Annotated in this window: 22 protein-coding genes; 10 read left to right on the top strand and 12 right to left on the bottom strand. The window is 54.1% G+C overall.

The genetic code is table 11. The features are described from left to right. Window positions 1-234: 234 nt before the first annotated feature. Both tal and tkt read left to right on the top strand, forming a co-directional pair. Complete coding sequence (gene tal / locus J4728_RS08675) at window positions 235-1,185, top strand: transaldolase (RefSeq protein WP_001072435.1); 951 nt, start codon at window positions 235-237, stop codon at window positions 1,183-1,185. A 19-nt stretch (window positions 1,186-1,204) separates the two neighbouring features. Continuing rightward, complete coding sequence (gene tkt, locus J4728_RS08670; protein ID WP_208211601.1) at window positions 1,205-3,205, top strand: transketolase; 2,001 nt, start codon at window positions 1,205-1,207, stop codon at window positions 3,203-3,205. Between the two features lie 62 nt (window positions 3,206-3,267). On the opposite strand, the gene J4728_RS08665 is transcribed toward tkt, so the two are convergent. The 3 genes from J4728_RS08665 to nudK form a co-directional block, all read right to left on the bottom strand. Next, a complete protein-coding gene (locus J4728_RS08665) occupies window positions 3,268-3,498 on the bottom strand; it encodes a hypothetical protein (RefSeq protein ID WP_000700635.1) in 231 nt (76 codons plus the stop codon). A 127-nt stretch (window positions 3,499-3,625) separates the two neighbouring features. Beyond that, window positions 3,626-4,669, bottom strand: a complete 1,044-nt coding sequence (locus J4728_RS08660; protein WP_001270672.1) for a DUF1176 domain-containing protein — start codon at window positions 4,667-4,669, stop codon at window positions 3,626-3,628. 124 nt (window positions 4,670-4,793) lie between these two features. After that, complete coding sequence (gene nudK / locus J4728_RS08655) at window positions 4,794-5,369, bottom strand: GDP-mannose pyrophosphatase NudK (RefSeq protein WP_208211599.1); 576 nt, start codon at window positions 5,367-5,369, stop codon at window positions 4,794-4,796. 203 nt (window positions 5,370-5,572) lie between these two features. Here nudK and pbp4b point away from each other — a divergent pair, with 203 nt between their 5' ends. Then, window positions 5,573-6,871, top strand: coding sequence for a penicillin binding protein PBP4B (gene pbp4b, locus J4728_RS08650; protein WP_000673293.1), 1,299 nt, complete (start codon window positions 5,573-5,575; stop codon window positions 6,869-6,871). A gap of 447 nt (window positions 6,872-7,318) precedes the next feature. Here pbp4b and aegA read toward each other — a convergent pair whose 3' ends face one another. Next, on the bottom strand, window positions 7,319-9,280 hold the full coding sequence (aegA, locus tag J4728_RS08645; RefSeq protein ID WP_001078920.1) for a formate-dependent uric acid utilization protein AegA: 1,962 nt from the start codon (window positions 9,278-9,280) through the stop codon (window positions 7,319-7,321). Window positions 9,281-9,465: 185 nt separating this feature from the next. Between aegA and narQ the strand changes: the two genes are divergently transcribed. Together narQ and acrD are read left to right on the top strand one after the other, a co-directional pair. Beyond that, on the top strand, window positions 9,466-11,166 hold the full coding sequence (gene narQ / locus J4728_RS08640) for a nitrate/nitrite two-component system sensor histidine kinase NarQ (RefSeq protein ID WP_000216817.1): 1,701 nt from the start codon (window positions 9,466-9,468) through the stop codon (window positions 11,164-11,166). Between the two features lie 184 nt (window positions 11,167-11,350). Further along, on the top strand, window positions 11,351-14,464 hold the full coding sequence (gene acrD, locus J4728_RS08635; RefSeq protein WP_208211597.1) for a multidrug efflux RND transporter permease AcrD: 3,114 nt from the start codon (window positions 11,351-11,353) through the stop codon (window positions 14,462-14,464). 101 nt (window positions 14,465-14,565) lie between these two features. On the opposite strand, the gene ypfM is transcribed toward acrD, so the two are convergent. Further along, window positions 14,566-14,625, bottom strand: coding sequence for a protein YpfM (ypfM, locus tag J4728_RS08630; protein WP_001386977.1), 60 nt, complete (start codon window positions 14,623-14,625; stop codon window positions 14,566-14,568). Window positions 14,626-15,037: 412 nt separating this feature from the next. Here ypfM and J4728_RS08625 point away from each other — a divergent pair, with 412 nt between their 5' ends. Genes J4728_RS08625 through J4728_RS08615 form a run of 3 tightly spaced genes read left to right on the top strand, consistent with a single transcriptional unit; the run spans window position 15,038 to window position 16,753 of the window. Then, window positions 15,038-15,394, top strand: a complete 357-nt coding sequence (locus J4728_RS08625) for an ArsC family reductase (RefSeq protein ID WP_000631923.1) — start codon at window positions 15,038-15,040, stop codon at window positions 15,392-15,394. Window positions 15,395-15,397: 3 nt separating this feature from the next. After that, window positions 15,398-16,525: a succinyl-diaminopimelate desuccinylase gene (dapE, locus tag J4728_RS08620; protein ID WP_001277825.1), complete on the top strand. Its 1,128-nt coding sequence runs from the start codon at window positions 15,398-15,400 to the stop codon at window positions 16,523-16,525. A gap of 27 nt (window positions 16,526-16,552) precedes the next feature. Next, window positions 16,553-16,753, top strand: a complete 201-nt coding sequence (locus J4728_RS08615; RefSeq protein ID WP_000383839.1) for a YpfN family protein — start codon at window positions 16,553-16,555, stop codon at window positions 16,751-16,753. Between the two features lie 26 nt (window positions 16,754-16,779). Here the strand turns inward: J4728_RS08615 and tmcA are convergent, their stop codons facing one another. From tmcA to dapA, 5 genes are all read right to left on the bottom strand, one after another. Further along, on the bottom strand, window positions 16,780-18,798 hold the full coding sequence (gene tmcA / locus J4728_RS08610) for a tRNA cytosine(34) acetyltransferase TmcA (RefSeq protein WP_208211595.1): 2,019 nt from the start codon (window positions 18,796-18,798) through the stop codon (window positions 16,780-16,782). Between the two features lie 15 nt (window positions 18,799-18,813). Further along, window positions 18,814-19,677 (bottom strand): neutral zinc metallopeptidase, encoded by an 864-nt coding sequence (locus tag J4728_RS08605; RefSeq protein WP_023203851.1) that lies wholly within the window; start codon window positions 19,675-19,677, stop codon window positions 18,814-18,816. Between the two features lie 130 nt (window positions 19,678-19,807). Then, entirely contained in the window at window positions 19,808-20,521 is a 714-nt protein-coding gene (gene purC, locus J4728_RS08600; RefSeq protein ID WP_001171630.1) for a phosphoribosylaminoimidazolesuccinocarboxamide synthase, read from the bottom strand. A gap of 174 nt (window positions 20,522-20,695) precedes the next feature. After that, on the bottom strand, window positions 20,696-21,730 hold the full coding sequence (bamC, locus tag J4728_RS08595) for an outer membrane protein assembly factor BamC (protein ID WP_000331877.1): 1,035 nt from the start codon (window positions 21,728-21,730) through the stop codon (window positions 20,696-20,698). Window positions 21,731-21,746: 16 nt separating this feature from the next. Continuing rightward, window positions 21,747-22,625 carry a 4-hydroxy-tetrahydrodipicolinate synthase gene (gene dapA / locus J4728_RS08590; RefSeq protein ID WP_000494020.1) on the bottom strand — a complete coding sequence of 293 codons (879 nt, stop codon included), beginning with the start codon at window positions 22,623-22,625 and terminating at the stop codon, window positions 21,747-21,749. Between the two features lie 145 nt (window positions 22,626-22,770). Here dapA and J4728_RS08585 point away from each other — a divergent pair, with 145 nt between their 5' ends. Continuing rightward, window positions 22,771-23,343 carry a glycine cleavage system transcriptional repressor gene (locus J4728_RS08585; RefSeq protein WP_000189061.1) on the top strand — a complete coding sequence of 191 codons (573 nt, stop codon included), beginning with the start codon at window positions 22,771-22,773 and terminating at the stop codon, window positions 23,341-23,343. Further along, window positions 23,343-23,813 (top strand): thioredoxin-dependent thiol peroxidase, encoded by a 471-nt coding sequence (gene bcp / locus J4728_RS08580; RefSeq protein ID WP_001068686.1) that lies wholly within the window; start codon window positions 23,343-23,345, stop codon window positions 23,811-23,813. The genes J4728_RS08585 and bcp overlap by 1 nt, the downstream gene beginning before the upstream one ends. 46 nt (window positions 23,814-23,859) lie before the next feature. Here the strand turns inward: bcp and J4728_RS08575 are convergent, their stop codons facing one another. After that, window positions 23,860-24,999: a glycerate kinase gene (locus J4728_RS08575; RefSeq protein WP_208211592.1), complete on the bottom strand. Its 1,140-nt coding sequence runs from the start codon at window positions 24,997-24,999 to the stop codon at window positions 23,860-23,862. Between the two features lie 5 nt (window positions 25,000-25,004). Further along, the gene (locus J4728_RS08570) at window positions 25,005-26,273 is read right to left on the bottom strand and encodes a GntP family permease (RefSeq protein ID WP_000200859.1); all 1,269 of its coding nucleotides are present in this window, start codon (window positions 26,271-26,273) and stop codon (window positions 25,005-25,007) included. Window positions 26,274-26,317: the final 44 nt, after the last annotated feature.

Here is a 26,317-nt window from a genome sequence, read left to right as displayed (position 1 = left end):
CGGCCTGGTGCGCCGCACATTATCACCGTACTGCGCAACACAAACTTTGAAGGTCTGCAAACTATCACGACGCGGCGCAAGAGTTTGTTATCAACTTATAACAGCCATGTTACCTGCTTATACCAGCAATACCATGCCTGTCTGCTATGCTTTTTGGTTATGTAGTGTATCAATCTTTCAGAAGTGTGAATCAACACACTCATCTAACACTTTACTTTTCAAGGAGTATTTCCTATGAACCAGCTAGACGGCATCAAACAATTCACTACCGTCGTCGCCGACAGCGGCGACATCGAGTCCATCCGCCACTACCAGCCGCAGGATGCCACGACAAATCCCTCTTTACTGTTAAAAGCCGCCGGGCTTGAGCAGTATGGTCATTTGATTGAGGATGCGATTGCCTGGGGAAAAAAACACGGCGGTACGCAGGAACAGCAGGTTGCAGCAGCCAGCGATAAACTGGCGGTTAATTTTGGCGCGGAAATACTGAAAAGTATTCCCGGTCGCGTCTCCACTGAAGTCGACGCGCGGTTATCGTTCGATAAAGAAAAAAGTATCGAGAAAGCACGCCATCTGGTGGATCTCTACCAGCAGCAGGATGTTGATAAATCACGCATTCTGATCAAGCTCGCCGCGACCTGGGAAGGTATTCGCGCCGCCGAACAGCTCGAAAAAGAAGGCATTAATTGCAACCTGACGTTGTTGTTCTCTTTTGCCCAGGCGCGCGCCTGCGCCGAAGCGGGCGTCTATTTAATCTCTCCGTTCGTGGGCCGAATTTACGACTGGTATCAGGCGCGTAGTCCACTGGAGCCGTATGTCGTGGAGGAAGATCCCGGCGTGAAATCGGTACGCAATATCTACGATTACTTTAAACAACATCGCTATGAAACCATCGTGATGGGTGCAAGTTTCCGCCGTACTGAGCAAATCCTCGCGCTAACCGGCTGCGATCGACTGACTATCTCCCCTAACCTGCTTAAAGAGCTGAAAGAAAAAGAAGAACCGGTAATCCGTAAACTGGTGCCTTCCTCGCAGATGTTCCACCGTCCTACGCCAATGACGGAAGCGGAGTTCCGCTGGGAACATAATCAGGACGCGATGGCCGTAGAGAAGCTGTCGGAAGGTATCCGTCTTTTTGCCATTGACCAGCGCAAACTGGAAGACCTGCTTGCCGCCAAACTATAAACCTTGCATGGAGTGATTTATGTCCCGTAAAGACCTTGCCAATGCGATTCGTGCGCTGAGCATGGATGCCGTTCAAAAAGCCAATTCCGGGCACCCCGGCGCGCCGATGGGGATGGCGGATATCGCTGAAGTGCTATGGAACGATTTTCTTAAACATAACCCCACCGATCCGACCTGGTATGACCGTGACCGTTTTATCCTTTCCAACGGTCACGCCTCCATGCTGCTCTATAGTCTGCTGCATTTAACCGGCTATGACCTGCCGCTGGAGGAGCTAAAAAACTTCCGTCAACTGCACTCTAAAACGCCAGGTCACCCGGAGATTGGCTATACGCCCGGCGTTGAAACCACCACCGGGCCGCTGGGCCAGGGGCTGGCGAATGCCGTCGGGCTGGCGATTGCCGAGCGTACGTTAGGCGCACAGTTCAACCGGCCGGACCATGAGATTGTCGACCACTACACCTATGTATTTATGGGCGACGGCTGTCTGATGGAGGGGATCTCGCATGAGGTGTGTTCGCTGGCTGGTACGCTGGGACTGGGCAAACTGATCGGCTTTTACGATCACAACGGCATCTCCATTGATGGCGAAACCGAAGACTGGTTTACCGACGATACCGCCAAACGTTTTGAAGCCTACCACTGGCATGTCGTGCATGACATTGATGGGCACGATCCGGAGGCGGTGAAAAAAGCCATTCTCGAAGCCCAGAGCGTAAAAGATAAACCTTCGCTAATTATCTGTCGGACGGTGATAGGTTTTGGCTCGCCGAATAAAGCCGGGAAGGAGGAGTCGCACGGCGCGGCGCTGGGCGAAGAAGAGGTGGCGCTGACTCGCCAGAAGCTGGGATGGCATCATCCGGCGTTTGAGATCCCAAAAGAAATTTACCGCGCGTGGGATGGCCGTGAAAAAGGCGAGAAAGCGCAGCAGCAGTGGCAGGAAAAGTTTGCTGCTTATGAGAAGGCTTATCCTGAGCTGGCCGCAGAGTTTACCCGCCGGATGAGCGGCGGACTGCCGGAGACATGGGAATCCGCCACGCAAAAATTTATTAACGACTTGCAGGCTAATCCGGCCAAAATCGCCACCCGTAAAGCATCGCAAAATACGCTCAATGCCTATGGTCCCCTGTTGCCGGAACTGTTAGGCGGATCGGCGGATCTGGCGCCAAGCAACCTGACTATCTGGAAAGGTTCGACCTCGTTGAAAGAGGATCCGGCAGGTAATTATATCCACTATGGCGTGCGCGAATTCGGCATGACCGCCATTGCCAACGGCATCGCCCATCACGGCGGCTTTGTACCGTATACCGCCACGTTTCTGATGTTTGTCGAATATGCGCGTAACGCGGCGCGTATGGCGGCCTTAATGAAAGCCCGGCAGATTATGGTCTATACCCACGACTCCATCGGTTTGGGCGAAGATGGCCCGACGCACCAGGCCGTGGAACAACTGGCGAGCCTGCGCTTAACGCCAAACTTCAGCACCTGGCGTCCCTGCGATCAGGTTGAGGCGGCGGTCGGCTGGAAGCTGGCAATTGAACGTCAGCACGGGCCGACGGCGCTGATTCTCTCGCGGCAGAATCTGGCGCAGGTGGAACGCACGCCGGAACAGGTGAAAGCAATTGCCCGCGGCGGTTATATTCTGAAAGATAGCGGCGGCAAGCCGGATATCATTCTGATCGCTACCGGATCGGAAATGGAAATTACCCTCCAGGCGGCGGAAAAATTGACTGGCGAGGGGCATAACGTTCGCGTGGTGTCGTTGCCTTCAACGGATATTTTCGATGCGCAGGACGAGGCATATCGCGAATCAGTACTACCGGCGCACGTGACCGCCCGCGTCGCGGTGGAAGCCGGTATAGCCGACTACTGGTATAAATATGTTGGCCTAAAAGGCGCAATTATCGGCATGACGGGATACGGTGAATCCGCCCCGGCTGACAAACTGTTCCCGTATTTTGGCTTTACCGTGGAAAATATTGTAGAAAAAGCCCGCCGGGTGCTAAACATCAAAGGCTAAGGCGAGCGTTAGCAACACAGACGTTGCACAGTCTGCAGACCTGTTCTGTAGGCTGTGCAAAATTACTTCGTAGACTCAGGCGCATCTGACTGCCCGATAACGACCTCATCAATGGATTTATGGCACATCAGGCAAAAGGCCTTTTTTTTATGCGCCTGCAATGTTGAATCCCACGCCGCTGATCCGCCTTCTTTATTCACTTTTTCTCTTATCGCCGCCAGCCGATCTATTTCATAATAAGCGCTCAGGCAGCCACAATGGGGGCATAATACGGGGCCATTATTTATTTTCATACTATTTCCTGCTGTGGTGAGGCTCTCGGGTAAAGTAACAATCCTACCGTAACGTAGCAATCTCTATACCATAAATGAAACCTCAATAGGTGTATCCCTATTCTGAAAAGGGGATAACAACCAGGATTCAACGCGTGATCCACAGCGTAGGCCAGGCATCCGGCCCGTGCCAGTTATCGCAGCTCGGTTCTTCGGCATAACGCACCAGACGAAAACGATCGCCATCATAACGCCAGCGCGTCTGGACACCGCAGTCGGTTAACCCCCGCCCTTTCGCCAACGTCACCAGCTCGCGCGTTTTCTCGTCAAAGAAGGCGTTCATCAACTCCATGTCATTACTTTCGACGCCGCGATTAAACGGCAGCCGCAAACGTACGGCGCGCGAGACGAGCGTTTTTTTGCGTGAAACTACCCAGGCGAGATCAATAGTGTTATAGGCGCCGGCTTCGCAGTTAACAATCAATAACGCTTTATCATCCGTCAACGCGCTGACCTGCGTCTCGCGACGCAGCGGGTCAAGCGAACAACGAATGCCGTTTACCCGCCATGCTGCGTAGTCCAGCAGATCGTCGCGTTCTTCCTCACTCAGCGGTACGGGCGTTGGATTAATAACGGCGATCCCCTTTAATGCCGGTGCCGGGGGCACGCTGAGCGGCGGTTCGTTTCCTTTTTCAATCCAGGCGGTTTCGCTGCCCACACGTTTTTGTTGCGCGTCGATAAACAGTAATGCCGCTTTTAATCCCGCCAGCGAAAGCGTCTGAACGCCGTTTTTTAAGGTGATGGCCTGCGCATCCTGAATCGTCTGTAAAAATGCGGTGATGGTGGCAGGATCGCCGGTCATGAGATGCCAGGGCGACACGCGCCAGTGTGGACTGTTGAACGAAAGCGGTTTGCCATCCAGCAATAAGCGAGGCGCAATTGCGGCTTCTTTAGCGTCGGGCGGCGCCAAACCGCCGCGATCGATACGCAGTACCGCATCGGTACGCGCCCCGGCGCTGCGGCTTAATGTCATCACCAGCCCATGATGTTCGCCAGTATTGCGCGCTACGCAAAAATTTTGGTTATTGCAGGTGACCTGCCAGTCGGAAAAAGTCCGTTGCGCTGGCGCAGCCCACAGTAGCTGGACCGGCAACAGGCCAAACAGACAAAAAAGAATAACGCGGTAGCGCATGAACGGAACAACCCCAGATTCAGAACAACACAGCTAAGGCGGTATCTTCCTTGCGCGCCTCAGGGTTCTCAATCAGATTTATCGGATTGGTCTTTTTTGTGTAAAGAAATATATTTCTTTTTTTTCAGTCCATTAGATGAGACGTCTGTAAATAGTTAAGCAATAACACGGTCTTACCGTCCTGAATCTCGCCTGAGCGCACCATTTCCAGCGCCCGGGAAAACGGCAGTTCAAGCACCTCAATCTCTTCGTCCTCCACGCCGCCGCCGATGCTGGCACGCTCGCTATCATGATATTCGGCAATGAAGAAATGAATCAGCTCCGTGACGCCGCCTGGCGACATATACAGCTCAAATATCTTGCGTACCTCACCAACGTCATACCCTGTCTCTTCAATGGCCTCTTTACGGATACAGACCTCCGGCTCGTCGTTATCAAGCAGGCCAGCGCAGGTTTCAATTAACATACCGTCTTGATTACCATTGACCCATGTCGCCACGCGAAACTGGCGAACCAGAACCACGGTTTTTTTAGTTGAGTTGTAAAGCAGAATGGTTGCGCCATTCCCGCGATCGTAAACCTCACGCTTGTGACGGATAACCTCGCCATTACGACGGGTCAGGTCATAGGTAATGTTGCGCAGAGTAAAATAATTATCAGAAAGAATTTTATCCTTAATAAGCGTAATGGTTTGCGACATGCTGGCTCCAGGGTGTAAAAAGAGCATTAATATTACGCCGTGAGGTCGGTTTTGTCTGCTGAAGGGTTAATCCTTAATGCCGACTGAACGGATGTACAGCCATATTTTTCTGTCACTGCCATGACCATATTCTGCTTCTCCGGGCCGCAGAGTCCATGCTCGCGATATGATTTGACGGCCGGAGTGAGACTGAGGGAATCATCATGAAATTTACTCTCGTTGCGACGGTTCTACTGACGTTTTCCCTTTCAGCTTTTGCCGTTGAGTATCCGGTATTGACCACCGCGAGCCCTGATCAGGTGGGGTTTGATAGCCAAAAACTTCACCGACTTGATGGCTGGATTCAAAATCAAATTGATGCCGGATATCCCAGCATCAATCTTCTGGTGATAAAAGATAATCATATTGTTCTACAAAAAGCCTGGGGCTATGCCAAAAAATATGACGGTTCCACGCTGTTAGCCCATCCCATTCGGGCGACCACTAACACGATGTATGACCTGGCTTCAAACACAAAAATGTATGCCACTAATTTCGCATTGCAAAAACTAGTGTATGAAGGAAAAATAGATGTCAATGATTTGGTATCAAAATATATCCCCGGCTTTAAGGATATGCCTGGGGATAAAATAAAAGGCAAAGATAAACTCCGCATTATTGATATTCTTCATCACGTCGCGGGCTTTCCTGCCGACCCACAATATCCTAATAAAAACGTCGCCGGTAAATTATTCTCACAGAGTAAAAGCACTACTCTGGAGATGATTAAAAAGACACCGCTGGAATATCAACCTGGGTCGAAGCATATCTACAGCGACGTGGATTATATGATTCTTGGTTTTATCATTGAATCGATAACGGCAATGCCATTAGATCGCTACGTCGAAACCACCATTTATAAACCGCTCGGATTAAAACATACCGTCTTTAACCCGCTGATGAAAGGCTTCACGCCGCCGCAAATCGCCGCAACGGAACTACATGGCAACACGCGTGACGGCGTGATTCATTTCCCCAATATTCGCACCAATACACTATGGGGCCAGGTGCATGATGAAAAAGCCTGGTACTCAATGGGCGGCGTTTCAGGACACGCCGGACTGTTTTCTGACACCCATGATATGGCTGTGTTAATGCAAGTCATGCTCAATGGGGGCGGCTACGGTAACGTGAAGCTATTCGACGACAAAACGGTTGCGCAGTTTACTCGCCGCTCGCCAGAAGACGCTACCTTTGGTCTGGGGTGGCGCGTTAACGGCAACGCCTCAATGACCCCCACGTTCGGGGTATTAGCCAGTCCGCAAACGTATGGACATACCGGATGGACCGGAACGCTGACGTCTATCGATCCGGTTAATCATATGGCGATTGTGATTTTAGGTAACAGGCCGCACTCGCCGGTAGCAAATCCTAAAGTGAATCCAAATGTTTTTGTCAGTGGATTATTACCTGCGGCGACGTATGGCTGGATTGTTGACCAGATATATGGTTCCTTAAAATAAAAATTAAGAGCCTATCCCACCAGGCGTTATTGGCGCAGCCAGTTTGGACACGGACAGCGCGCAAAAACCTCACGTACACGTAGTACATGAGGTTTGACTCGCTACGCTCGCCCTTCGGGCCGCCGCAAGCGGCGTTCAAAACGCTAACGCGTTTTGGCGAGCACTGCCCAGGTCCAAAATGGCAAGTAAAATAGCCCTAATGAGATAGGCTCTAAGAAGGGATTCTGATAGCGTCCCTTCCTTCAATTTACACTCTATTTTCAATACTAAGATTGACCTTATCAGGCCCGTTAAACGTCGACCCGACGGGAAAATGTTTATCGCAGGGCGTTCAGCCCTGCGAGCGTCAACATTTCTGCAAACGGAGTAAGGTTAGCCAATAAGTTTAAGATTTTTTATCACTCAATCATTTAACCGTTCCAGGCCTTAACCGGCCTACAAATACGCTTATTTAGCTAACCAGTCGAGTATCCCCTGCGCAGCATGTCGGCCTTCTGCCATCGCCGTCACCACCAGATCGGCGCCGCGCACCGCATCGCCGCCGGCGAAAATTTTCGGGTTGGACGTCTGGTAACGAAACTCGCTCTCGACGCTGGCGGCAATACGTCCCCAGTTATCCACCTTCACGCCATGCGATTCCAGCCACGACATACCATGCGGATGAAAACCAAACGCCATAATGACCGCATCCGCCGGCATCACGAACTCGCTGTCCGGTACAGGTACCGGGCGGCGTCGCCCCTGACCATCCGGTTCGCCAAGCCGCGTACGCAAAAAGCGAATACCGCTGGCGCGCCCGTGCGTATCCAGCACCAACTCAACTGGCTGAACGTTAAATTCAAAGTTCGCGCCCTCTTCCCGCGCGTTTTTCACCTCTTTTTTCGACCCCGGCATATTGGCCTCATCGCGGCGATAAGCGCAGGTGACGTTAGCAGCGCCATGACGCAGCGCCGTACGTACGCAGTCCATTGCGGTGTCACCGCCGCCCAGCACAACCACGTTAAGGCCCGCAGTATCAATAAACGGCTCGTCAGGCAACGCCGGAAGCCCCATCACCTGTTTGGTATTGGCGATGAGGAATGGCAACGCATCATATACCCCCGGCGCATCTTCATTCGGTAAATCAGCCTTCATGGAACGATAGGTTCCAACCCCAACAAAGACGGCGTCATAACTCTCCAGCAGCGTCTCCAGAGAAATATCTTTCCCTACTTCGCAGTTAAGCTCGAAACGAATCCCCATCGCGCTGAAGATTTCCCGACGGCGCGCCAGCAGAGATTTATCCAGTTTGAAAGCCGGAATACCAAAGGTGAGTAAACCGCCGATTTCCGGATGGCGATCGTAGACGGTGGCGCTTACGCCATGGCGCGCCAGCACGTCAGCGCAGGCAAGACCTGCCGGCCCCGCGCCGATAATCGCCACGCGCTTATCGCTCTTCTGTACGTCCGACAGGTCGGGACGCCAGCCTTTGCTCAGAGCGCGATCGGAGATATAGCGCTCAATGTTGCCGATGGTAACCGCGCCATACTCATCGCGGAGTGTACACGCGCCTTCGCATAGCCGATCCTGCGGACAGACGCGCCCGGTAATTTCCGGCAGACAGTTGGTCTGGTGGGAAAGCTCTACCGCCGCATCAATATCGCCGGCTTTCACCAGTTCGATCCACTGGGGAATATGGTTATGCAGCGGACAGGTCCATTCGCAGATACTGTGTTCCCCGCATGTGAGGCAGCGGGACGCTTCACGCTCCGCCTGCGCGGCGCGAAACGGCAGATAAATTTCCTCAAAGGTGGTTTTACGCGCTTCAATCGCCAGTTTATCCGGTTCGCCGCGCGGCGGCGTCGCCTGCATACGCTCGACTTTGCTGCTTGCTGTCCCACTGTGTTGTGTATCCACGGTATGCCAGGGGCGAATCTCCTGCCGGGCGGTACGCAGCCGTCGCGTTTTAGCCAGACGGGTCAACGAGTCTTCGGTGACCAGTTGCAGCGCATCCGCCGGGCAATTTTCCACACAGGCCGGACCCTGTTCACGTCCCTGACACAGATCGCATTTATGCGCGCTGGCTTTGAACTGGTTTGGCGCGACGGGCGTCAATACCATCTGCATGGTGCCGAATGGGCAGGCGACGACACAGGATTTACAGCCGATGCACTTCTGCGCATTGACCTGCACGCTGTCGTTAATATGCGCGATCGCGCCGTTCGGACAGCTACGGGCGCAGGGCGCATCTTCGCAATGGTGACATGTGACCGCGCTGCGCTGGTGCTGATGTTTGATGACAGTAATTCGGGGCTGATAGCGCTGTGGCGTCAGGACATGTCGCTCATCATTGTGAGCCATTACGCAGGCGACCTCGCAGGCATGGCATCCCAGACACTGCTGGCTATTGGCCATAATAAAACGATTCATGGCGTCCTTCTGTTTTGGTTGCAAAAACCTTATTCTTTATATGAGCATTGTTATTAACTGACGAAGGCGGGGTCGGCAATGTTCATCTGCCCAGGAAGCACAACTATCTGTCCAGAACCTGTGGCAGATCAATTTATTTCAAAGCAAATGAAATTGCGGTTCAGCTAAATGCGGGGAGTACCAGTGTGACGGTTAAACGCCCGGTCTCGGCCAGTCTGGCTAAGGCTTTTTTCTATATTGTGCTGTTGTCTATTCTGTCCACCGGCAGCGCATTACTGACGCTGACCAGCAGTTTACGGGATGCCGAAGCGATCAATATCGCCGGTTCGCTACGAATGCAGAGCTATCGGCTGGGTTACGATCTGCAAAGCCGTAGCCCGCAGATTAATGCGCATCGTCAACTTTTCCAGCACGCGCTCAACTCGCCGGTACTGCAAAATCTCAACGCCTGGTATGTGCCGCAGGCGGTAAAAACTCGCTATGCGCGCCTGCACGCCAACTGGCTGGAGATGAATAGCCGCCTACAGGACGGCGACATTGCCTGGTATCAGACCAATATCAACAATTACGTCAATCAAATTGATCTCTTCGTTCTGGCATTACAGCATTACGCCGAGCGTAAAGTCATGCTGGTCGTCGCCATATCGCTGGCGGGCGGTATCGGCATATTTACGCTGGTCTTTTTTACCCTACGACGTATCCGCCAGCAGGTCGTTCGCCCGCTAAATCAACTGGTCACCGCCAGTCAGCGTATTGAACATGGTCAGTTCGCCCCGCTGCCGCTGGATACCAGCTTACCCAATGAGCTGGGATTGTTGGCGAAAACGTTTAGCCAGATGTCGAGCGAGCTGCATAAACTTTACCGTTCGCTGGAAGCCTCGGTGGAAGAAAAAACGCACGATCTGCACGAAGCGCACCGCCGCCTGGAGGTGTTATACCAGTGCTCTCAGGCGCTGAATACCAGCCAAATCGACGTCCACTGTTTTCGCCATATTTTGCAAATTGTCCGTGAACATGACGCCGCCTGGTATCTGGAGTTAACCGTGGGCGATAACTGGCGGATTAGCGAAGGCACGCAAAGCCCCGACCTGCCGATGCAAATGCTGCCAGTGACGATGCAGGACACGGTCTATGGCGAACTCCACTGGCAAAGCCCCAACGTTAATGCCTCTACGCCGCTGCTGAACAGCGTCTCCACGATGCTGGGGCGTGGTTTGTACTTTAATCAGGCGCAAAAACACTTTCAGCAACTTTTGTTAATGGAAGAGCGCGCGACGATTGCCCGTGAGCTACACGATTCGCTGGCGCAGGTACTTTCTTATTTACGTATTCAGTTAACGCTTTTGAAGCGCGCTATTCCTGAGGATAACGCCGGCGCGCAAAGCATCATGGCGGATTTTTCCAGAGCGCTGAACGACGCCTACCGTCAGCTTCGCGAGCTACTCACCACGTTCCGTCTGACGTTACAGCAGGCCGATTTACCCTCCGCATTGCATGAGATGCTGGAAGATTTACAGAGTCAGACCCCGGCCAAACTCACGTTGGATTGCCGTTTACCCACGCTGGCGCTGGATGCGCAAATGCAGGTGCATTTGTTGCAAATTGTGCGCGAAGCGGTCCTGAACGCCATTAAACACGCCAACGCGAGCGAAATCGCCGTGAGCTGCGTCACCGCGCCTGACGGCGATCATACCGTTTATATTCGCGATAATGGCATTGGTATCGGCGAACCGCATGAGCCTGCCGGACACTATGGTCTGAATATAATGCGTGAGCGCGCGGAGCGCCTTGGCGGCACGCTGAATTTTTCGCAACCCTCCGGCGGCGGCACACTGGTCAGTATCAGTTTTCGCTCCTCCAACAAGGAAGAGAGTCAGTTAACGTAAAGAACGGCAAATCGCCGGAAGGCCAGATGTCAGGCTTTCCGGCGTTGGCACAAAAAGTATGCTGTAAAAGCGCATGATAATTTACATTATCTCCTTTATTTCTCCACGTTTGGCTCGTAGCTTGCCGCTACAGTGAAGCAGTTCAAATCTATAACGATATGTAGAAACACGAGGTTTCCCTTTAATGGCGAATTTTTTTATCGATCGCCCCATTTTTGCCTGGGTGCTGGCTATCCTGTTGTGTCTGACAGGGGCGTTAGCCATTTTCTCTTTACCTGTTGAACAATATCCCGATCTGGCGCCGCCCAACGTACGTATTACCGCGAATTATCCGGGAGCGTCGGCGCAAACGCTGGAAAATACCGTAACCCAGGTTATTGAGCAGAATATGACGGGCCTCGATAATCTGATGTACATGTCATCACAAAGTAGCGGCACCGGACAGGCGACCATCACCCTGAGCTTTATTGCGGGAACCGATCCTGATGAGGCGGTTCAGCAGGTGCAAAACCAGTTACAGTCCGCGATGCGTAAACTGCCGCAGGCGGTACAGGATCAAGGCGTCACGGTACGCAAAACGGGCGATACCAATATTTTGACCATCGCTTTCGTCTCTACCGACGGCTCTATGGACAAGCAGGATATCGCCGACTACGTCGCCAGTAATATTCAGGACCCGCTCAGCCGCGTCAACGGCGTCGGCGATATTGACGCTTATGGTTCACAGTACTCTATGCGTATCTGGCTCGATCCGGCCAAATTGAATAGTTTTCAGATGACCACGAAAGACGTGACCGATGCAATTGAGTCGCAGAATGCGCAAATCGCCGTCGGGCAGCTTGGCGGTACGCCTTCGGTCGACAAACAGGCGCTGAACGCCACCATTAATGCGCAGTCACTGCTGCAAACGCCGCAACAATTTCGCGATATCACCCTGCGCGTTAATCAGGACGGTTCCGAGGTCAAACTGGGCGATGTCGCCACCGTGGAGCTGGGGGCGGAAAAGTATGACTACCTCAGCCGTTTTAACGGCAATCCGGCTTCCGGTCTTGGCGTTAAGCTGGCCTCCGGCGCGAATGAAATGGCGACCGCGAAGCTGGTGCTGGATCGCCTCAACGAGCTGGCGCAGTACTTTCCCCACGGCCTGGAATACAAGATCGCGTATGAAACCACCTCCTTTGTCAAAGCCTCGATTATCGATGTGGTCAAAACGTTGCTGGAGGCTATCGCGCTGGTTTTCCTGGTGATGTACCTGTTCCTGCAAAACTTTCGCGCCACGCTGATTCCGACGATCGCCGTGCCGGTAGTATTAATGGGCACCTTCTCCGTGCTTTACGCGTTCGGCTACAGTATTAACACATTAACCATGTTCGCGATGGTGCTGGCAATCGGGCTCCTGGTCGACGATGCCATCGTGGTGGTGGAGAACGTCGAACGTATCATGAGCGAAGAAGGACTCACGCCGCGTGAAGCGACGCGCAAATCCATGGGGCAAATCCAGGGGGCGCTGGTCGGTATCGCGATGGTGCTATCTGCGGTATTCGTGCCGATGGCGTTCTTTGGCGGTACCACCGGGGCGATTTATCGTCAGTTTTCTATCACCATTGTCTCGGCAATGGTGCTGTCGGTGCTGGTCGCCATGATCCTGACACCGGCGCTGTGCGCAACGTTATTAAAACCGCTGCACAAAGGCGAACAGCACGGGCAACGCGGATTTTTCGGCTGGTTTAACCGTACCTTCAATCGTAATGCCGAACGTTATGAGAAAGGCGTAGCGAAAATTTTGCATCACAGCCTGCGCTGGATTCTGATTTATGTTCTGTTGCTTGGCGGCATGGTGTTCCTGTTTTTGCGTCTCCCCACCTCCTTTCTACCGCAAGAAGATCGGGGCATGTTCACCACGTCTATCCAGCTACCGAGCGGTTCTACGCAACAGCAGACCCTGAAAGTCGTTGAAAAGGTTGAAAACTATTACTTCACCCATGAGAAAGACAACATTATGTCGGTCTTCTCGACGGTCGGTTCCGGCCCTGGCGGGAATGGGCAAAACGTCGCGCGCATGTTTGTTCGCTTGAAAGACTGGGACGCGCGCGATCCCACCACCGGCTCCTCGTTCGCCATTATTGAGCGGGCGACAAAAGCATTTAACCAGATTAAAGAAGCTCGCGTCTTCGCCAGCAGCCCGCCGGCAATTAGCGGTCTGGGCAGCTCCGCCGGTTTTGATATGGAATTACAGGATCACGCCGGAGCAGGCCATGACGCGCTGATGGCCGCACGAGATCAACTCATTGAGCTGGCCGGGAAAAACAGTTCCTTGACCCGCGTGCGCCACAACGGCCTGGACGACAGCCCGCAACTGCAAATTGATATTGACCAACGAAAAGCGCAGGCGCTGGGCGTATCGATTGACGATATCAACGACACCCTGCAAACAGCCTGGGGATCGAGCTACGTCAACGACTTTATGGACCGGGGCCGCGTGAAGAAGGTCTATGTTCAGGCCGCAGCGAAATATCGTATGTTGCCGGATGATATTAATCTTTGGTATGTCCGTAACAAAGACGGCGGCATGGTCCCCTTCTCCGCCTTCGCCACCTCGCGCTGGGAAACCGGATCGCCGCGTCTGGAACGCTATAACGGCTATTCGGCGGTAGAAATTGTCGGAGAGGCCGCGCCGGGGGTCAGTACCGGGACGGCGATGGATGTCATGGAGTCGTTAGTGCATCAGCTACCGGGCGGTTTTGGCCTGGAATGGACAGCCATGTCTTACCAGGAACGGCTCTCCGGCGCGCAGGCGCCCGCGCTGTACGCTATTTCGCTATTAGTCGTCTTCCTGTGTCTGGCGGCATTGTATGAAAGCTGGTCGGTGCCCTTCTCGGTGATGCTGGTTGTGCCGCTCGGCGTCATTGGCGCGCTACTCGCTACCTGGATGCGCGGGCTGGAAAACGATGTTTACTTCCAGGTGGGGCTGTTGACCGTTATCGGCCTCTCGGCGAAAAACGCGATTCTGATTGTGGAATTCGCCAACGAAATGAATCAGAAGGGACACGCGCTGTTAGACGCCACGCTGTACGCCAGCCGCCAGCGCCTGCGACCGATACTGATGACTTCGCTGGCGTTTATCTTTGGCGTATTGCCGATGGCCACCAGCACCGGGGCAGGCTCGGGTAGCCAACATGCTGTCGGAACCGGCGTGATGGGGGGAATGATCTCAGCAACCATTCTGGCTATCTTCTTTGTACCCCTGTTTTTCGTGCTGATACGCCGCCGCTTCCCGCTGAAGCCGCGCCCGGAATAAGCTCCCGGCCAGCCTGATACGAGGTGTCGGGCACAAAAAAGGCGACTTTCGTTGAGTCGCCTTTTCTTATCCCCTATGGGAGCGCGGTGCCTTCCAGGCATTTATTTACGAAGCATGACTTCGATAAAATCTTTCCAGTTCCCCAGTTCACGTTCAATCATAATAGCCTCTCTTATTATTATGGGTATTCTACGTAGTTAGCGGTATAGAGAGAAGTTCATTTAACCGATTGTTGCGATATCCTCTGGTTATGCTGTCTATGATATTACTATGGCGCTGTAGCCGTAAATTTTATGTGACTTACTGCAATATTTAGCAACATTAATACCTTTTCTACTACTTTATCAAATCGGGTTAAAAAACAATCAATTGCATGTGCGCAAAATAGGATTTTCCTCGCGAATTATAAACAAGCCACATCTGGAACGTTTTGGAATCATTATTCACATTCACTCAACAATGTTATATTGATTGCCGATCAGCGCTGGATAAATAACCATTAACAGCCACACTTATTATCCCGCAGACGATACTATTGATTATTTATTCGAATTTCGCGTTAAAGGATTCAATATGATTACCCTCTATGGCATTAAGAATTGCGACACGATCAAAAAAGCGCGCCGTTGGCTGGAGGAGCATGGCATTGATTATCGTTTTCACGATTACCGTGTGGATGGCATAGACCTCCCTCTTCTTAATACCTTTATTGCCGAACTCGGCTGGCAGCCGTTACTGAATACGCGCGGCACAACATGGCGCAAACTGGATGAAGGCGACCGCAGCGGGATTACCGATGCCGACTCCGCCGCTGCTCTCATGGTTGAACAGCCGGCAATCATCAAACGCCCATTGCTCTGCGCGCCCGGGAAGCCTATGCTGCTTGGTTTCAGTGAATCCCGTTATCAGCAATTTTTTGATGAGGTGTAGTCTATGTCGTGCCCGGTTATTGAGCTGACACAGCAACTTATTCGTCGCCCCTCCCTGAGTCCGGATGACGCAGGCTGTCAGGCATTAATGATTGAACGCCTGCGTAAAATCGGTTTTACCATTGAGCATATGGATTTTGGCGACACGCAAAATTTTTGGGCATGGCGTGGGCGTGGCGAAACGCTGGCGTTCGCCGGGCATACTGACGTCGTACCGGCTGGCGATGTCGATCGCTGGATCAATCCGCCGTTTGAGCCTACGATTCGCGACGGAATGTTGTTCGGTCGCGGCGCGGCGGATATGAAAGGTTCACTGGCGGCCATGGTGGTGGCTGCTGAACGTTTTGTTGCGCAGCATCCTCATCACCGGGGCCGCCTCGCATTTTTGATTACCTCTGATGAAGAAGCCAGCGCAAAAAATGGCACCGTAAAGGTGGTTGAAGCGCTGATGGCCCGTAACGAGCGGCTGGATTACTGTCTGGTCGGCGAACCCTCCAGTACCGAAATTGTGGGCGATGTCGTCAAAAACGGACGTCGCGGTTCTCTCACCTGTAACCTCACTATTCATGGCGTTCAGGGGCACGTCGCCTATCCGCATCTGGCGGATAACCCTGTTCATCGCGCTGCGCCTTTTCTTAATGAACTGGTCGCTATCGAGTGGGATCGGGGCAATGACTTTTTCCCGGCCACCAGTATGCAGGTAGCCAATATCCAGGCAGGCACCGGCAGCAATAATGTCATTCCCGGCGAACTGTTCGTGCAGTTTAACTTCCGTTTCAGCACGGAACTGACCGATGAGATGATCAAAGAGCGGGTACATGCGCTGCTTGAGAAGCATCAGCTACGCTATACCGTAGACTGGTGGCTTTCCGGCCAGCCGTTCCTGACCGCACGCGGCAAGCTGGTGGACGCGGTGGTAAACGCCATTGAGCACTATAATGAAATTAAACCGCAATTACTGACGACGGGCGGTACGTCCGACGGACGTTTTATCGCCCGTATGGGAGCGCAGGTGGTAGAACTGGGGCCGGTGAACGCCACCATTCATAAAATTAATGAATGTGTGAATGCCGCCGATCTCCAGCTACTGGCCCGTATGTATCAACGCATTATGGAACAGCTCGTCGCCTGATGAGCGTTCCGGTAAGAGGAAATAAGCATGGACTGGCTGGCAAAATATTGGTGGATTCTGGTATTGGTGTTTCTGGTAGGCGTACTGCTGAATGTGATCAAAGATCTCAAACGCATCGACCATAAGAAATTCCTTGCCAATAAACCTGAGCTGCCCCCGCATCGCGATTTTAACGATAAGTGGGACGATGAAGACGACTGGCCGAAGAAAGATCAGCCGAAAAAGTAACCGGATATCATGCCGGACAGGTATCGCTATCCGGCATGGTCCCCACCGCCGGGCATTACGTCGCGCAAACGCTGCGTTCGTCCGGCATCCAGCGCAATCAGCGCCTGCGCCGCCTGCGCACGCTGCAACGCCAGCAGAGCTTTACGGCCTGAAATGCGTAGCCGGGCGCACAGTTCGGCATCGCTGGCTTTTTCCTCCAGCCGCCCTCTCAGCGCCGGTAATGGCAATGCGCTGTATTGCAGTAAACGATGCAGGCAACCTAACGATGTCAGTAGCGGACGGTGCGCGAACGCAAAACCGACCAGCTCACGCCAGTCTTCATCATTAAGCGCCTGTTCATCTAACACCGCCAGCGGTATCGCCTCGCCGTTCCACTGCGTCAGGATGTCCGCATCGCGGCGCAAACGCCGGTGTTCCTGCTGCGCCAGCCGTTTTCCCGCGTCGCTCAGCGGCAATAACGCCATCGCCGTATAGCAACCGCTGCTCGCCTCCCGATGGTTGCCCATCCGTACCAGTACAAAGCCGCAGCGTTGCCAGAAACGCCACAGCTCCGGCGTATAGCCGAAGCTGACGGAAAGATAATCACACTGCGCCGCCTGCATGCACGCGCAGGCAATCAACTGCTGACCGATGCCTTCACGCTGGCGAGCGGGGTGCACTGCGATACGGCTTACGCGACGCCCAACCAGCGTCGCGGCTAAAGGGTCGCTACCGTGCGCCGCCAGCGACTGCGCCACCAGATTCCCACGCGGCCGCCGGAAACCGCACCATACAGCCTGACTGAGTTCTGCGGATAACCCACCCTCTTCGACCAGCCAGAGGGCGCCCGCCACACGGTTATTCGCCGTAGCCTGCAAGAAATGCTGTCCTGGCGCATCCATCATTCGGCGCAGATCCAGCGGCGAAGTACGATAGTGCGCCCCCGACAGTAACTGATACACAGCCCTCGGCAACGCGGGCGTCTCCCCCCAGGCCTGCTGGTAAAAAGCCGAGATTGCTATCCCGCCATGTGGCGCCTGCGCAAACGCTTCATCGTCGAATATCAGCGCCTCGCTGACGATATTTTCCAGCGGGCATTCTGGCGCCCAGCGGACAGGCTGACGAAGCGTAAAGCGGTGAAGCTGCGGAAAACGGGCGCAAAACTTAAGTAAAAAACCGCGTCCGGTGCCTTCGTAGCCCTGAACGGTGGTGGTGAGTAGTATGCGGGGAAAGCGCGAAACCAGTTGCAGCAGCAGCGGCGCGGGGATTGCCGCCGCCTCGTCAACCACCAGCCAGTCGGCTCTTGCCCCGCTCGCCAGCAGCGCATCCGGCGCCATAAAGCAGAACCGCTCACCGGCAAACGCTGCCAGGATATCCGTTGCCGTTTTCGCCGGTGCGGTCACGATAGCCGTGCCCGCCATCCGGGAGATGAATTGCCCGGCCAGCGCCGATTTGCCGCGCCCACGGGCGGCAATCACCGTCGCCACGCCGGGCGGCATTTCACGTAAACGCGATAAGATAGCCGCCTGCTCCGGCTGCGGCTCGCCGGTGGCGGGTCGCCAGCGTTCACGGGAAGGATAAGATGGCCAGCAAAACGGCTGGCGCTGTCGCCAAAGCAGCGTTTGCGGATCGCGGGAAAGAGTCCGTTTAAGATGCTGTGCAAACTGCGGTGTGGGGATAGGCTGCGCGCAGTCGCTCCAGCGCAGTGAATCGGTATCAGGCCTGCTTTCCCACGTCTCATACGGCGGCATCAGCAGAAGCAGCCAGCTTCCGGCCTGCAAGGTCCCGCTCAGGGCGGCAAACGCTGCGGCGTCAAAGCCCTGCCAGGCATCAAATATCGCATGACGGAATTCACGGCCCAGCAGCGTTTGTAACGCCTGTGGCGTACAGCCCGGCTGGGCGGGCGCGTCAGGCGCGACCCACAGCCAGTCACCGGGCAATGCAGCGCGTATCGCCTCGGCCCGTTCCCGGCACCACGCCGCATCGCCGCTGATGACCAGTAAACGGCGAATACCTTCCTGTGTCATTTGCGACGTTAACGCCCGTAGCGCATCGATATCAGACATCCCTGCCCCGGTTTATCAAAAGTTTTTGCCAAACGTATTACATTGCGCCGGGTCACCGCTGTCAAATCCACGCTTAAACCAGCTGTAGCGCTGTTCTGAGGTGCCGTGGGTAAAACTATCCGGCACGACGCGCCCCTGCCCCTGTTGCTGTAAGCGATCGTCGCCGATAGCCTGTGCGGCATTGAGCGCCTCTTCCAGATCGCCCGCCTCCAGTACGCCTTGCTGCTGCATACTGTGTCCCCACACGCCGGCAAAGCAATCCGCCTGTAGCTCCATGCGCACCGAAAGGCGATTCACCTCCGTTTGCGACGCGTTTTGTTGTAACTGGCGTACTTTCGGCTCAATACCTAACAGTTTTTGTACGTGGTGGCCGACTTCGTGGGCGATAACATAACCCTGGGCAAAATCACCGTCCGCGCCCAGCTTATTTTTCATATCATCGTAAAATGAGAGATCGATATAGACGGTGCCGTCCGCCGGGCAGTAAAACGGCCCCATCACGGACTGACCCGCACCACAGCCGGTACGCGTCATACCACGGTACATCACCAGTTTTGGCTGCTGATAGCCGCGCCCCATTTTTTGAAAGAGTTGCCCCCAGGTATCTTCGGTCGTCGCCAGAATCACCGAGGTAAATTTTGCCGCTTCATCATCATTGGGGCTTATCGAACGCGTCGACTGCTGCTGCGAAACCGGCTGACCGGTCAACAGACCGGTTAAATCCACCCCATAGTACCCTGCGACCAACACCACCACCAACAGAATGATGCCGCCTTTTCCGCGCGGAAGACGAAAGCCAGGGCCACCCAGCGAGGGGCCGTCTGGCCGATTACGTCTGTCCTCTACATTGTTACTTTCACGACGCCCTTGCCAGCGCATAATCACCTCATTCTCTCTTTGTTATACAGATGATCGTAGGCGGTCAGGCGCAGGATTACCACAGGTAAACGCTATCAGAATGAGGAAAGGATGATACCGGAGAGCGGTTGCCCCCCGGTCAGAAGCGGAATTAATCTAATTTCACGCCCAGGCGATGCGCAACGGCTTCATAGGCTTCAATCAGACCGCCCAGGCTCTGGCGGAAGCGGTCTTTGTCCATTTTGTCCAGCGTCTCTTTATCCCACAGGCGACTACCGTCCGGCGAAAACTCATCGCCCAGCACCACTTCGCCTTTATACAGGCCAAACTCCAGTTTGAAATCCACCAGGATAAGACCCGCGTCATCAAACAGTTTTTTCAGTACGTCGTTGGCTTTGTAGGTTAGCTCTTTCATACGCGCCAGATTTTCCTGACTTACCCAACCGAACGTTTCACAGTAGGAACTATTCACCATCGGGTCGTGCAGCGCGTCGTTTTTCAGGAACAGATCGAATATCGGCGGGTTAAGCTCCATGCCTTCTTCCACGCCCAGACGCTTGACCAACGACCCAGCCGCACGGTTGCGCACCACACATTCAACCGGCACCATCTCCAGCTTCTTCACCAGACACTCGGTATCAGACAGCAAACGTTCCATCTGGGTCGGGATGCCCGCCTCGGCCAGTTTGGTCATAATGAAATGGTTGAATTTGTTATTTACCATGCCCTTGCGATCAAACTGTTCAATGCGCGCGCCATCCCCTGCTGACGTATCATTGCGGAATTCGAGCACCAACAGGTCCGGGTTTTCCGTGCTGTATACGGTTTTCGCTTTACCACGATACAACTCAGCTTGCTTTTGCATCTTTAACACTCCTGGGTGTGAATTAACGATAAGTATTCATTTCCTGCTACGCCTGCCGGAGACGTCGGCCTGTAATTGTGGTGCGAAATAGCGGTTAAATCGCGTTTTTGTACCGACGCACACGTTTGCGTATCTTATCAGAAAAAAGGGCCGGATTACTCCAGCCCTGTTAAATTACTTGTTGAACGCTGCCTGGAAGACGGCAACCAGCGCGTCGTTCTGGCTTTGCGTCAGAGTATGCCCCTTAGGATCGATAAACTGCAAGCTGCTGCGGTTATCTAAATCGCCAACCTGCAATTTATAGTCTCCGGATGCCAGGCCCGGGTCGCTAGCGCCCAGATCCCGCCAGTCGCTGTCAGACAACGGTTTGTACGTTACCGCCATGCTGCCCTGAGAGCGAGTGCTGTCGGTGACTTTCATGCCCACTTTTTCCAGCGCGGCCGGGAGGCGCTGCCACACGAGGTTGAACGGACCGCGAACGACCAGCATAGGTAAACCGGTATCATCAGCGGCGCTCTGCACATCCATCGTTGCGGCGGAACGGTTCTGCGCGGCATTTGCCGCATCCGTAGCGGTCTTATCCAGACCGGCGGAAATGACGTTCATCATTTCAGTGCTATAGCGCTGCAGCGACGCCGCGTCAGCGACCGGCTTGCCAGCCTGTTCCAGATTAACCAGTTTTACCGTTACCGCCTGCTGATAGCCCTGCGGCTTCACCGAGATTTGATAACGTCCACGATACTGTTCGTCTTCATCCAGGCGGTTCCAGTTCACCCAATCGGTCGTCAGGGTCTGGCTGGCATCGTCACGTTTTTCAATCGGATAATTTTTCGCCTGAATCACGCTGACGACTTGCGGCCACAGCGTGCTGCTACGACCATTTTCCACCAATAGCGTAGCGGTATCGCCAGAGAACTGGGTACGCGCACCGCTCACTAACGCTAACGGCTGCGCTGGCGGACGGATATCCAACGCCTTACCAACCGCGCCGCTCCCCTTCGTGACCGGAATAACGTAGTCGCCGGTCGTTATCGGCAGGATCATTCCTGCCGGGGCGTGAAGTTCAGCAAGCGGCGCGGCATCCAGATAGGATTCATCGCCGCTTACCTGGCGCTTGTAGCGCGAATCGGAACTACAGGCAGCGAGCAGCAAAACAAGCGAAACACCCGCAACCTTCGCCAGGCGCGACTTTTGTACTGAGTAAGCCATCAAATCTCCCTAAACTTTACAGCAGGCCAGCATGCTGAAGCGCTGCTTTGACGATGTCACGACCATGGTCCGTGATAGGCGTCATTGGCAGGCGCAGCGTGTCGGTCGCCACAAGACCCAATGCCTTACATGCCCATTTCACCGGGATAGGATTGGGTTCGACAAATAGTTTGTTGTGTAACGGCATCAGACGCTGGTTGATAGCGCGCGCCTCGGCAAATTGCCCTTCCGCCGCCAGTTTGCACATGTCAGCCATCTCGCGCGCCGCTACGTTAGCCGTAACGGAAATCACGCCATGCCCACCCAGTTGCATAAAGTCCAGCGCAGACGCGTCATCGCCGCTAAGCAGAATAAAATCGTCTGAAACCAGCTCTTTGATCTGGTGAACGCGGGTTAAGTTCCCTGTCGCCTCTTTGATAGCGATAATATTTTTTATTTCCGCCAGACGACCCACGGTTTCCGGCAACATGTCGCAACCGGTACGGGACGGCACATTATACAGAATTTGCGGCAAGTCAGTGTGTTCCGCGATGGCTTTGAAATGCTGGAACAAACCTTCCTGCGTCGGGCGATTGTAGTACGGCGTTACCGTCAGGCAGCCAACAATGCCGCTATCGTTAAAACGCTGCGTCAGGCTAATCGCTTCCGCGGTCGCGTTTGCGCCCGTGCCGGCGATAACCGGAATACGTCCGTCAGCCAGTTCCAGCGTCATCATCACGACATCGCCATGTTCATCATGGCTTAGCGTGGCAGACTCGCCGGTAGTGCCAACCGAAACAATCGCCGAGGTACCGTTGGCGACATGATAATCAATGAGTTTTTTCAGGCAAGACCTACTGACGTTACCTTTCTCATCCATCGGCGTAACAAGCGCGACAATACTTCCCGTGAACATGGGCCATCCTCTGTGCAAACAAGTCTCTCAATGGTACGTTTGGTATGGCAATAAAAGCAAGCGACCAAAGCCGTTCTGATTGTTGTATGCAGGTTTTTTTTATGGTTTCCTTAAGATTACCTCACCGCTCAAAGGAATAACTGGTTTGACACCGTCATCACAACACTATTTGGTTATCACTGCGCTGGGCGCCGACAGGCCCGGTATTGTGAATACCATTACTCGCCATGTCAGCAGTTGCGGCTGTAATATCGAAGACAGCCGACTGGCGATGCTGGGCGATGAATTCACGTTTATTATGCTGTTGTCCGGCACGTGGAACGCGATTACCTTGATTGAATCGACATTGCCGTTAAAAGGCGCGGAGCTGGATCTGCTGATTGTGATGAAACGGACGTCCGACCGCCCCCGCCCGGCAATGCCCGCGACGGTATGGGTTCAGGTTGAGGTCGCCGACTCCCCGCATTTAATTGAGCGATTCACCGCGCTGTTTAATAGTCATGAAATGAATATTGCGGAGCTGGTCTCCCGCACACAGCCGGCTGAAGGTGATAAAGCTGCGCAATTATTTATTCAAATCACCGCACATAGCCCGGCGTCGCAAAATTCCGCAAATATTGAGCAAGCCTTTAAAGCACTATGTACAGAACTCAATGCGCAAGGCAGTATAAACGTCGTCAATTACTCACAACATGATGAACAGGATGGAGTTAAGTAATGAATCCACTGAAAGCCGGTGATATCGCACCGAAATTTAGCTTGCCGGATCAAGACGGGGAACAAGTAAATTTGACCGACTTCCAGGGACAGCGCGTTCTGGTTTATTTCTACCCAAAAGCCATGACACCCGGCTGTACCGTGCAGGCCTGCGGCTTACGCGATAACATGGACGAGCTCAAAAAAGCAGGCGTGGACGTGCTGGGCATCAGCACCGATAAACCTGAAAAACTCTCCCGTTTCGCTGAAAAAGAGCTGCTGAACTTTACCCTTTTGTCCGATGAAAACCATCAGGTGTGTGAACAGTTCGGCGTCTGGGGCGAAAAGTCGTTTATGGGCAAAACGTATGACGGCATTCACCGCATCAGCTTTTTGATTGACGCTGATGGTAAGATTGAACACGTCTTTAATGATTTTAAAACCAGCAATCACCATGATGTGGTGCTGAACTGGCTGAAAGAAAACGCGTAAAAGCCTCAGGCCGCGCTGATGTGCGGCCTGGAAAGGGAATGCGCCGTCAGGCTTGCCGCGCCAGACGCCATATCGCCGCCACATTGCGCGCCGACAGGCTCAGGTTATATTCCGCCTCGTGTAAGGCTTCCGGCAGCGTAACGATATGCGACAAAATCGACAGCGCTGCATCGATACCCTGTTGATACACAACGTGATGATCGTGTTGCAGCCCACCGGCGAGCGCGATAACCGGTTTATGATACCGCTTCGCCACTCTGGCGACGCCAATCGGCGTCTTGCCGCAAATACTTTGGCTGTCCAGCCGCCCTTCTCCGGTAATCACCAGATCGGCATCTTTAACCGCCTGCTCAAGCTGTAGCGTTTCCACGACAATCTCTACGCCGGCGCGTAATTCCGCATTGAACAATCCTAAAAGCGCGGCGCCCATTCCACCTGCCGCGCCCGCGCCGGGAGCATTAATCACCTCACGCCCCGTAGCCTGATAAATATGTCGGCCCCAGTTTTCCAGCGCCGCGTCCAGGGTGTTCACCATTTCCGCTGTCGCCCCTTTTTGTGGGCCAAAGATGGCCGATGCGCCCTGGGGACCACACAACGGATTGTTGACATCACACGCCACGGTTATCGATACCTTACGCAGCAATGGGTGACAACCGGACAAATCGATAGACGCCAGCGCCGCCAGCGCCTCGCCGCCCGGAGAAAGCGAGCGCCCCTGTTTATCGCGCAATATAACGCCAAGCGCCTGCATCATCCCCGCGCCGCCGTCATTCGTCGCACTGCCGCCAATTCCCAGAATAATACGCTTTACGCCACGCTCCAGCGCCGCGACGATTAACTCGCCGGTGCCGTAGCTGGTGGTATTAAGCGGGTTGCGCAATTCAGGCGAAACGTGATGCAGCCCGGATGCCGCCGCCATTTCAATCACGGCGGTATCGCTATCGCCCAGCATTCCCCAGCGCGCGGCCACCGGTTGCCCAAGCGGGCCTTGTACCCACTGGTCGACATAACGCCCGCCGCTGGCCTCCACCATTGATTGTACGGTTCCTTCCCCGCCATCCGCCATGGGCACTTTAACGTAGTCGGCGTCAGGATAAATTTCGCGGAACCCCTTTTCTATCGCCTCAGCGACCGCCATTGCGGACAAACTTTCTTTAAATGAATCAGGAGCAATAACAATTTTCATAGGGATTATCCTGCAAAACCAAAGAAACCGAACATCAGAGTAGAAATAAAGGTAATGGCTAACCCCACCAGCGTTTCATACGGCATTAGCTTTAAACGTTCATGAATTTGCATATTGACGCTGCCGCCCGTCGCGTGGAAAAAGCTGCCGTGCGGCAGATGGTCCAGCACCGTGGCGCCCGCATGGATCATAGCGGCTCCCGCCAGGGCGGAAACGCCAAGTTCAAGTAACGTGGGAGAGAAAACGCCGGACGCCACCGCCGTTCCCGCCGTGGTTGAGGCCGTCGCCATTGACATCATGGCGCCAGACACGGGCGCCAACAGCCAGGACGGCAATCCCGAAGCGGTGAGGCCATGAATCAGGACATCTTTAAGTTCGGAATTAGCGATAATGCCGGCCAGCGTACCGGTTCCCAGCAACATAATAGCGACAGGCGCCATACGCATCAGACCGGCGACCATGTACTGGTTACAGTGGCGCGCGCGTCCCATCAACAGCAGACCGACCAATCCCCCTACGGGCAGGGCAATTAACGGGTCAATGGAAATGCCGGCAAACGGACGGAGAGAAAGCAGGAAAATAGCGACCAGCGGCGCGCTAATCGCCACCAGAAAGCCGGGTCTGGCGACGGAGTCATCATGGTGAGTCACTTCATGATCGGCGACGCCCGCGCCTTTATTATTCAGCCGTTTCGCTAACAGATAGGCGATAATAAGCCCAACGATGCCCGGAACCACGCCCGCCAGCATAATAGAGGTAAGAGGAACATGAAACGCATCAGAGGCGGCAATAGCGTTCGGGTTGGGTGACATCACGTTACCCGCTTTGCCGCCGCCAACCATCGCCAGCAGAATAGCGCTTTTTGACAGGCCTGCATTACGCGCAATCGACAGCGCAATCGGCGCGACGGTAATCACCGCCACATCAATAAATACGCCGACGGCGGTCAAACATAGTGTGGCAATGGCTAATGCCAATAATGCCCGGGTTTCCCCCACTTTGCGGACAATCGTCTCAGCAATCGTATTCGCCGCCCCGGACTCAATTAATACGCCCGCCAGTACGCCTGCGGCCAGAATACGCAATACGGCATTAACGATGCCCTGCGCGCCTGACACCATCAGCGACACGGTTTGCAGAAGATCGGCGCCGCCAATCAAACCGCCGACCAGCGCGCCCGCCATCATGCCGTAGGCTGGCGACACTTTTCTTAAAATTAATACGATGGCCACAACCAATGCGGCAATGGCTCCCAGGGTGGATATCGACGTCATATACTGCGCCTCCCTTAACATGGAGCGCGCAGTATGGAAAAACC

It is taken from the genome of Salmonella sp. 32070601201500089SM (assembly GCF_017573605.1).
Classification (GTDB): Bacteria; Pseudomonadota; Gammaproteobacteria; order Enterobacterales; family Enterobacteriaceae; genus Salmonella; species Salmonella enterica.
The sequence above is the reverse complement of the archived record's forward strand: the minus strand, read 5'-3'. Positions and strand labels throughout refer to the sequence as shown.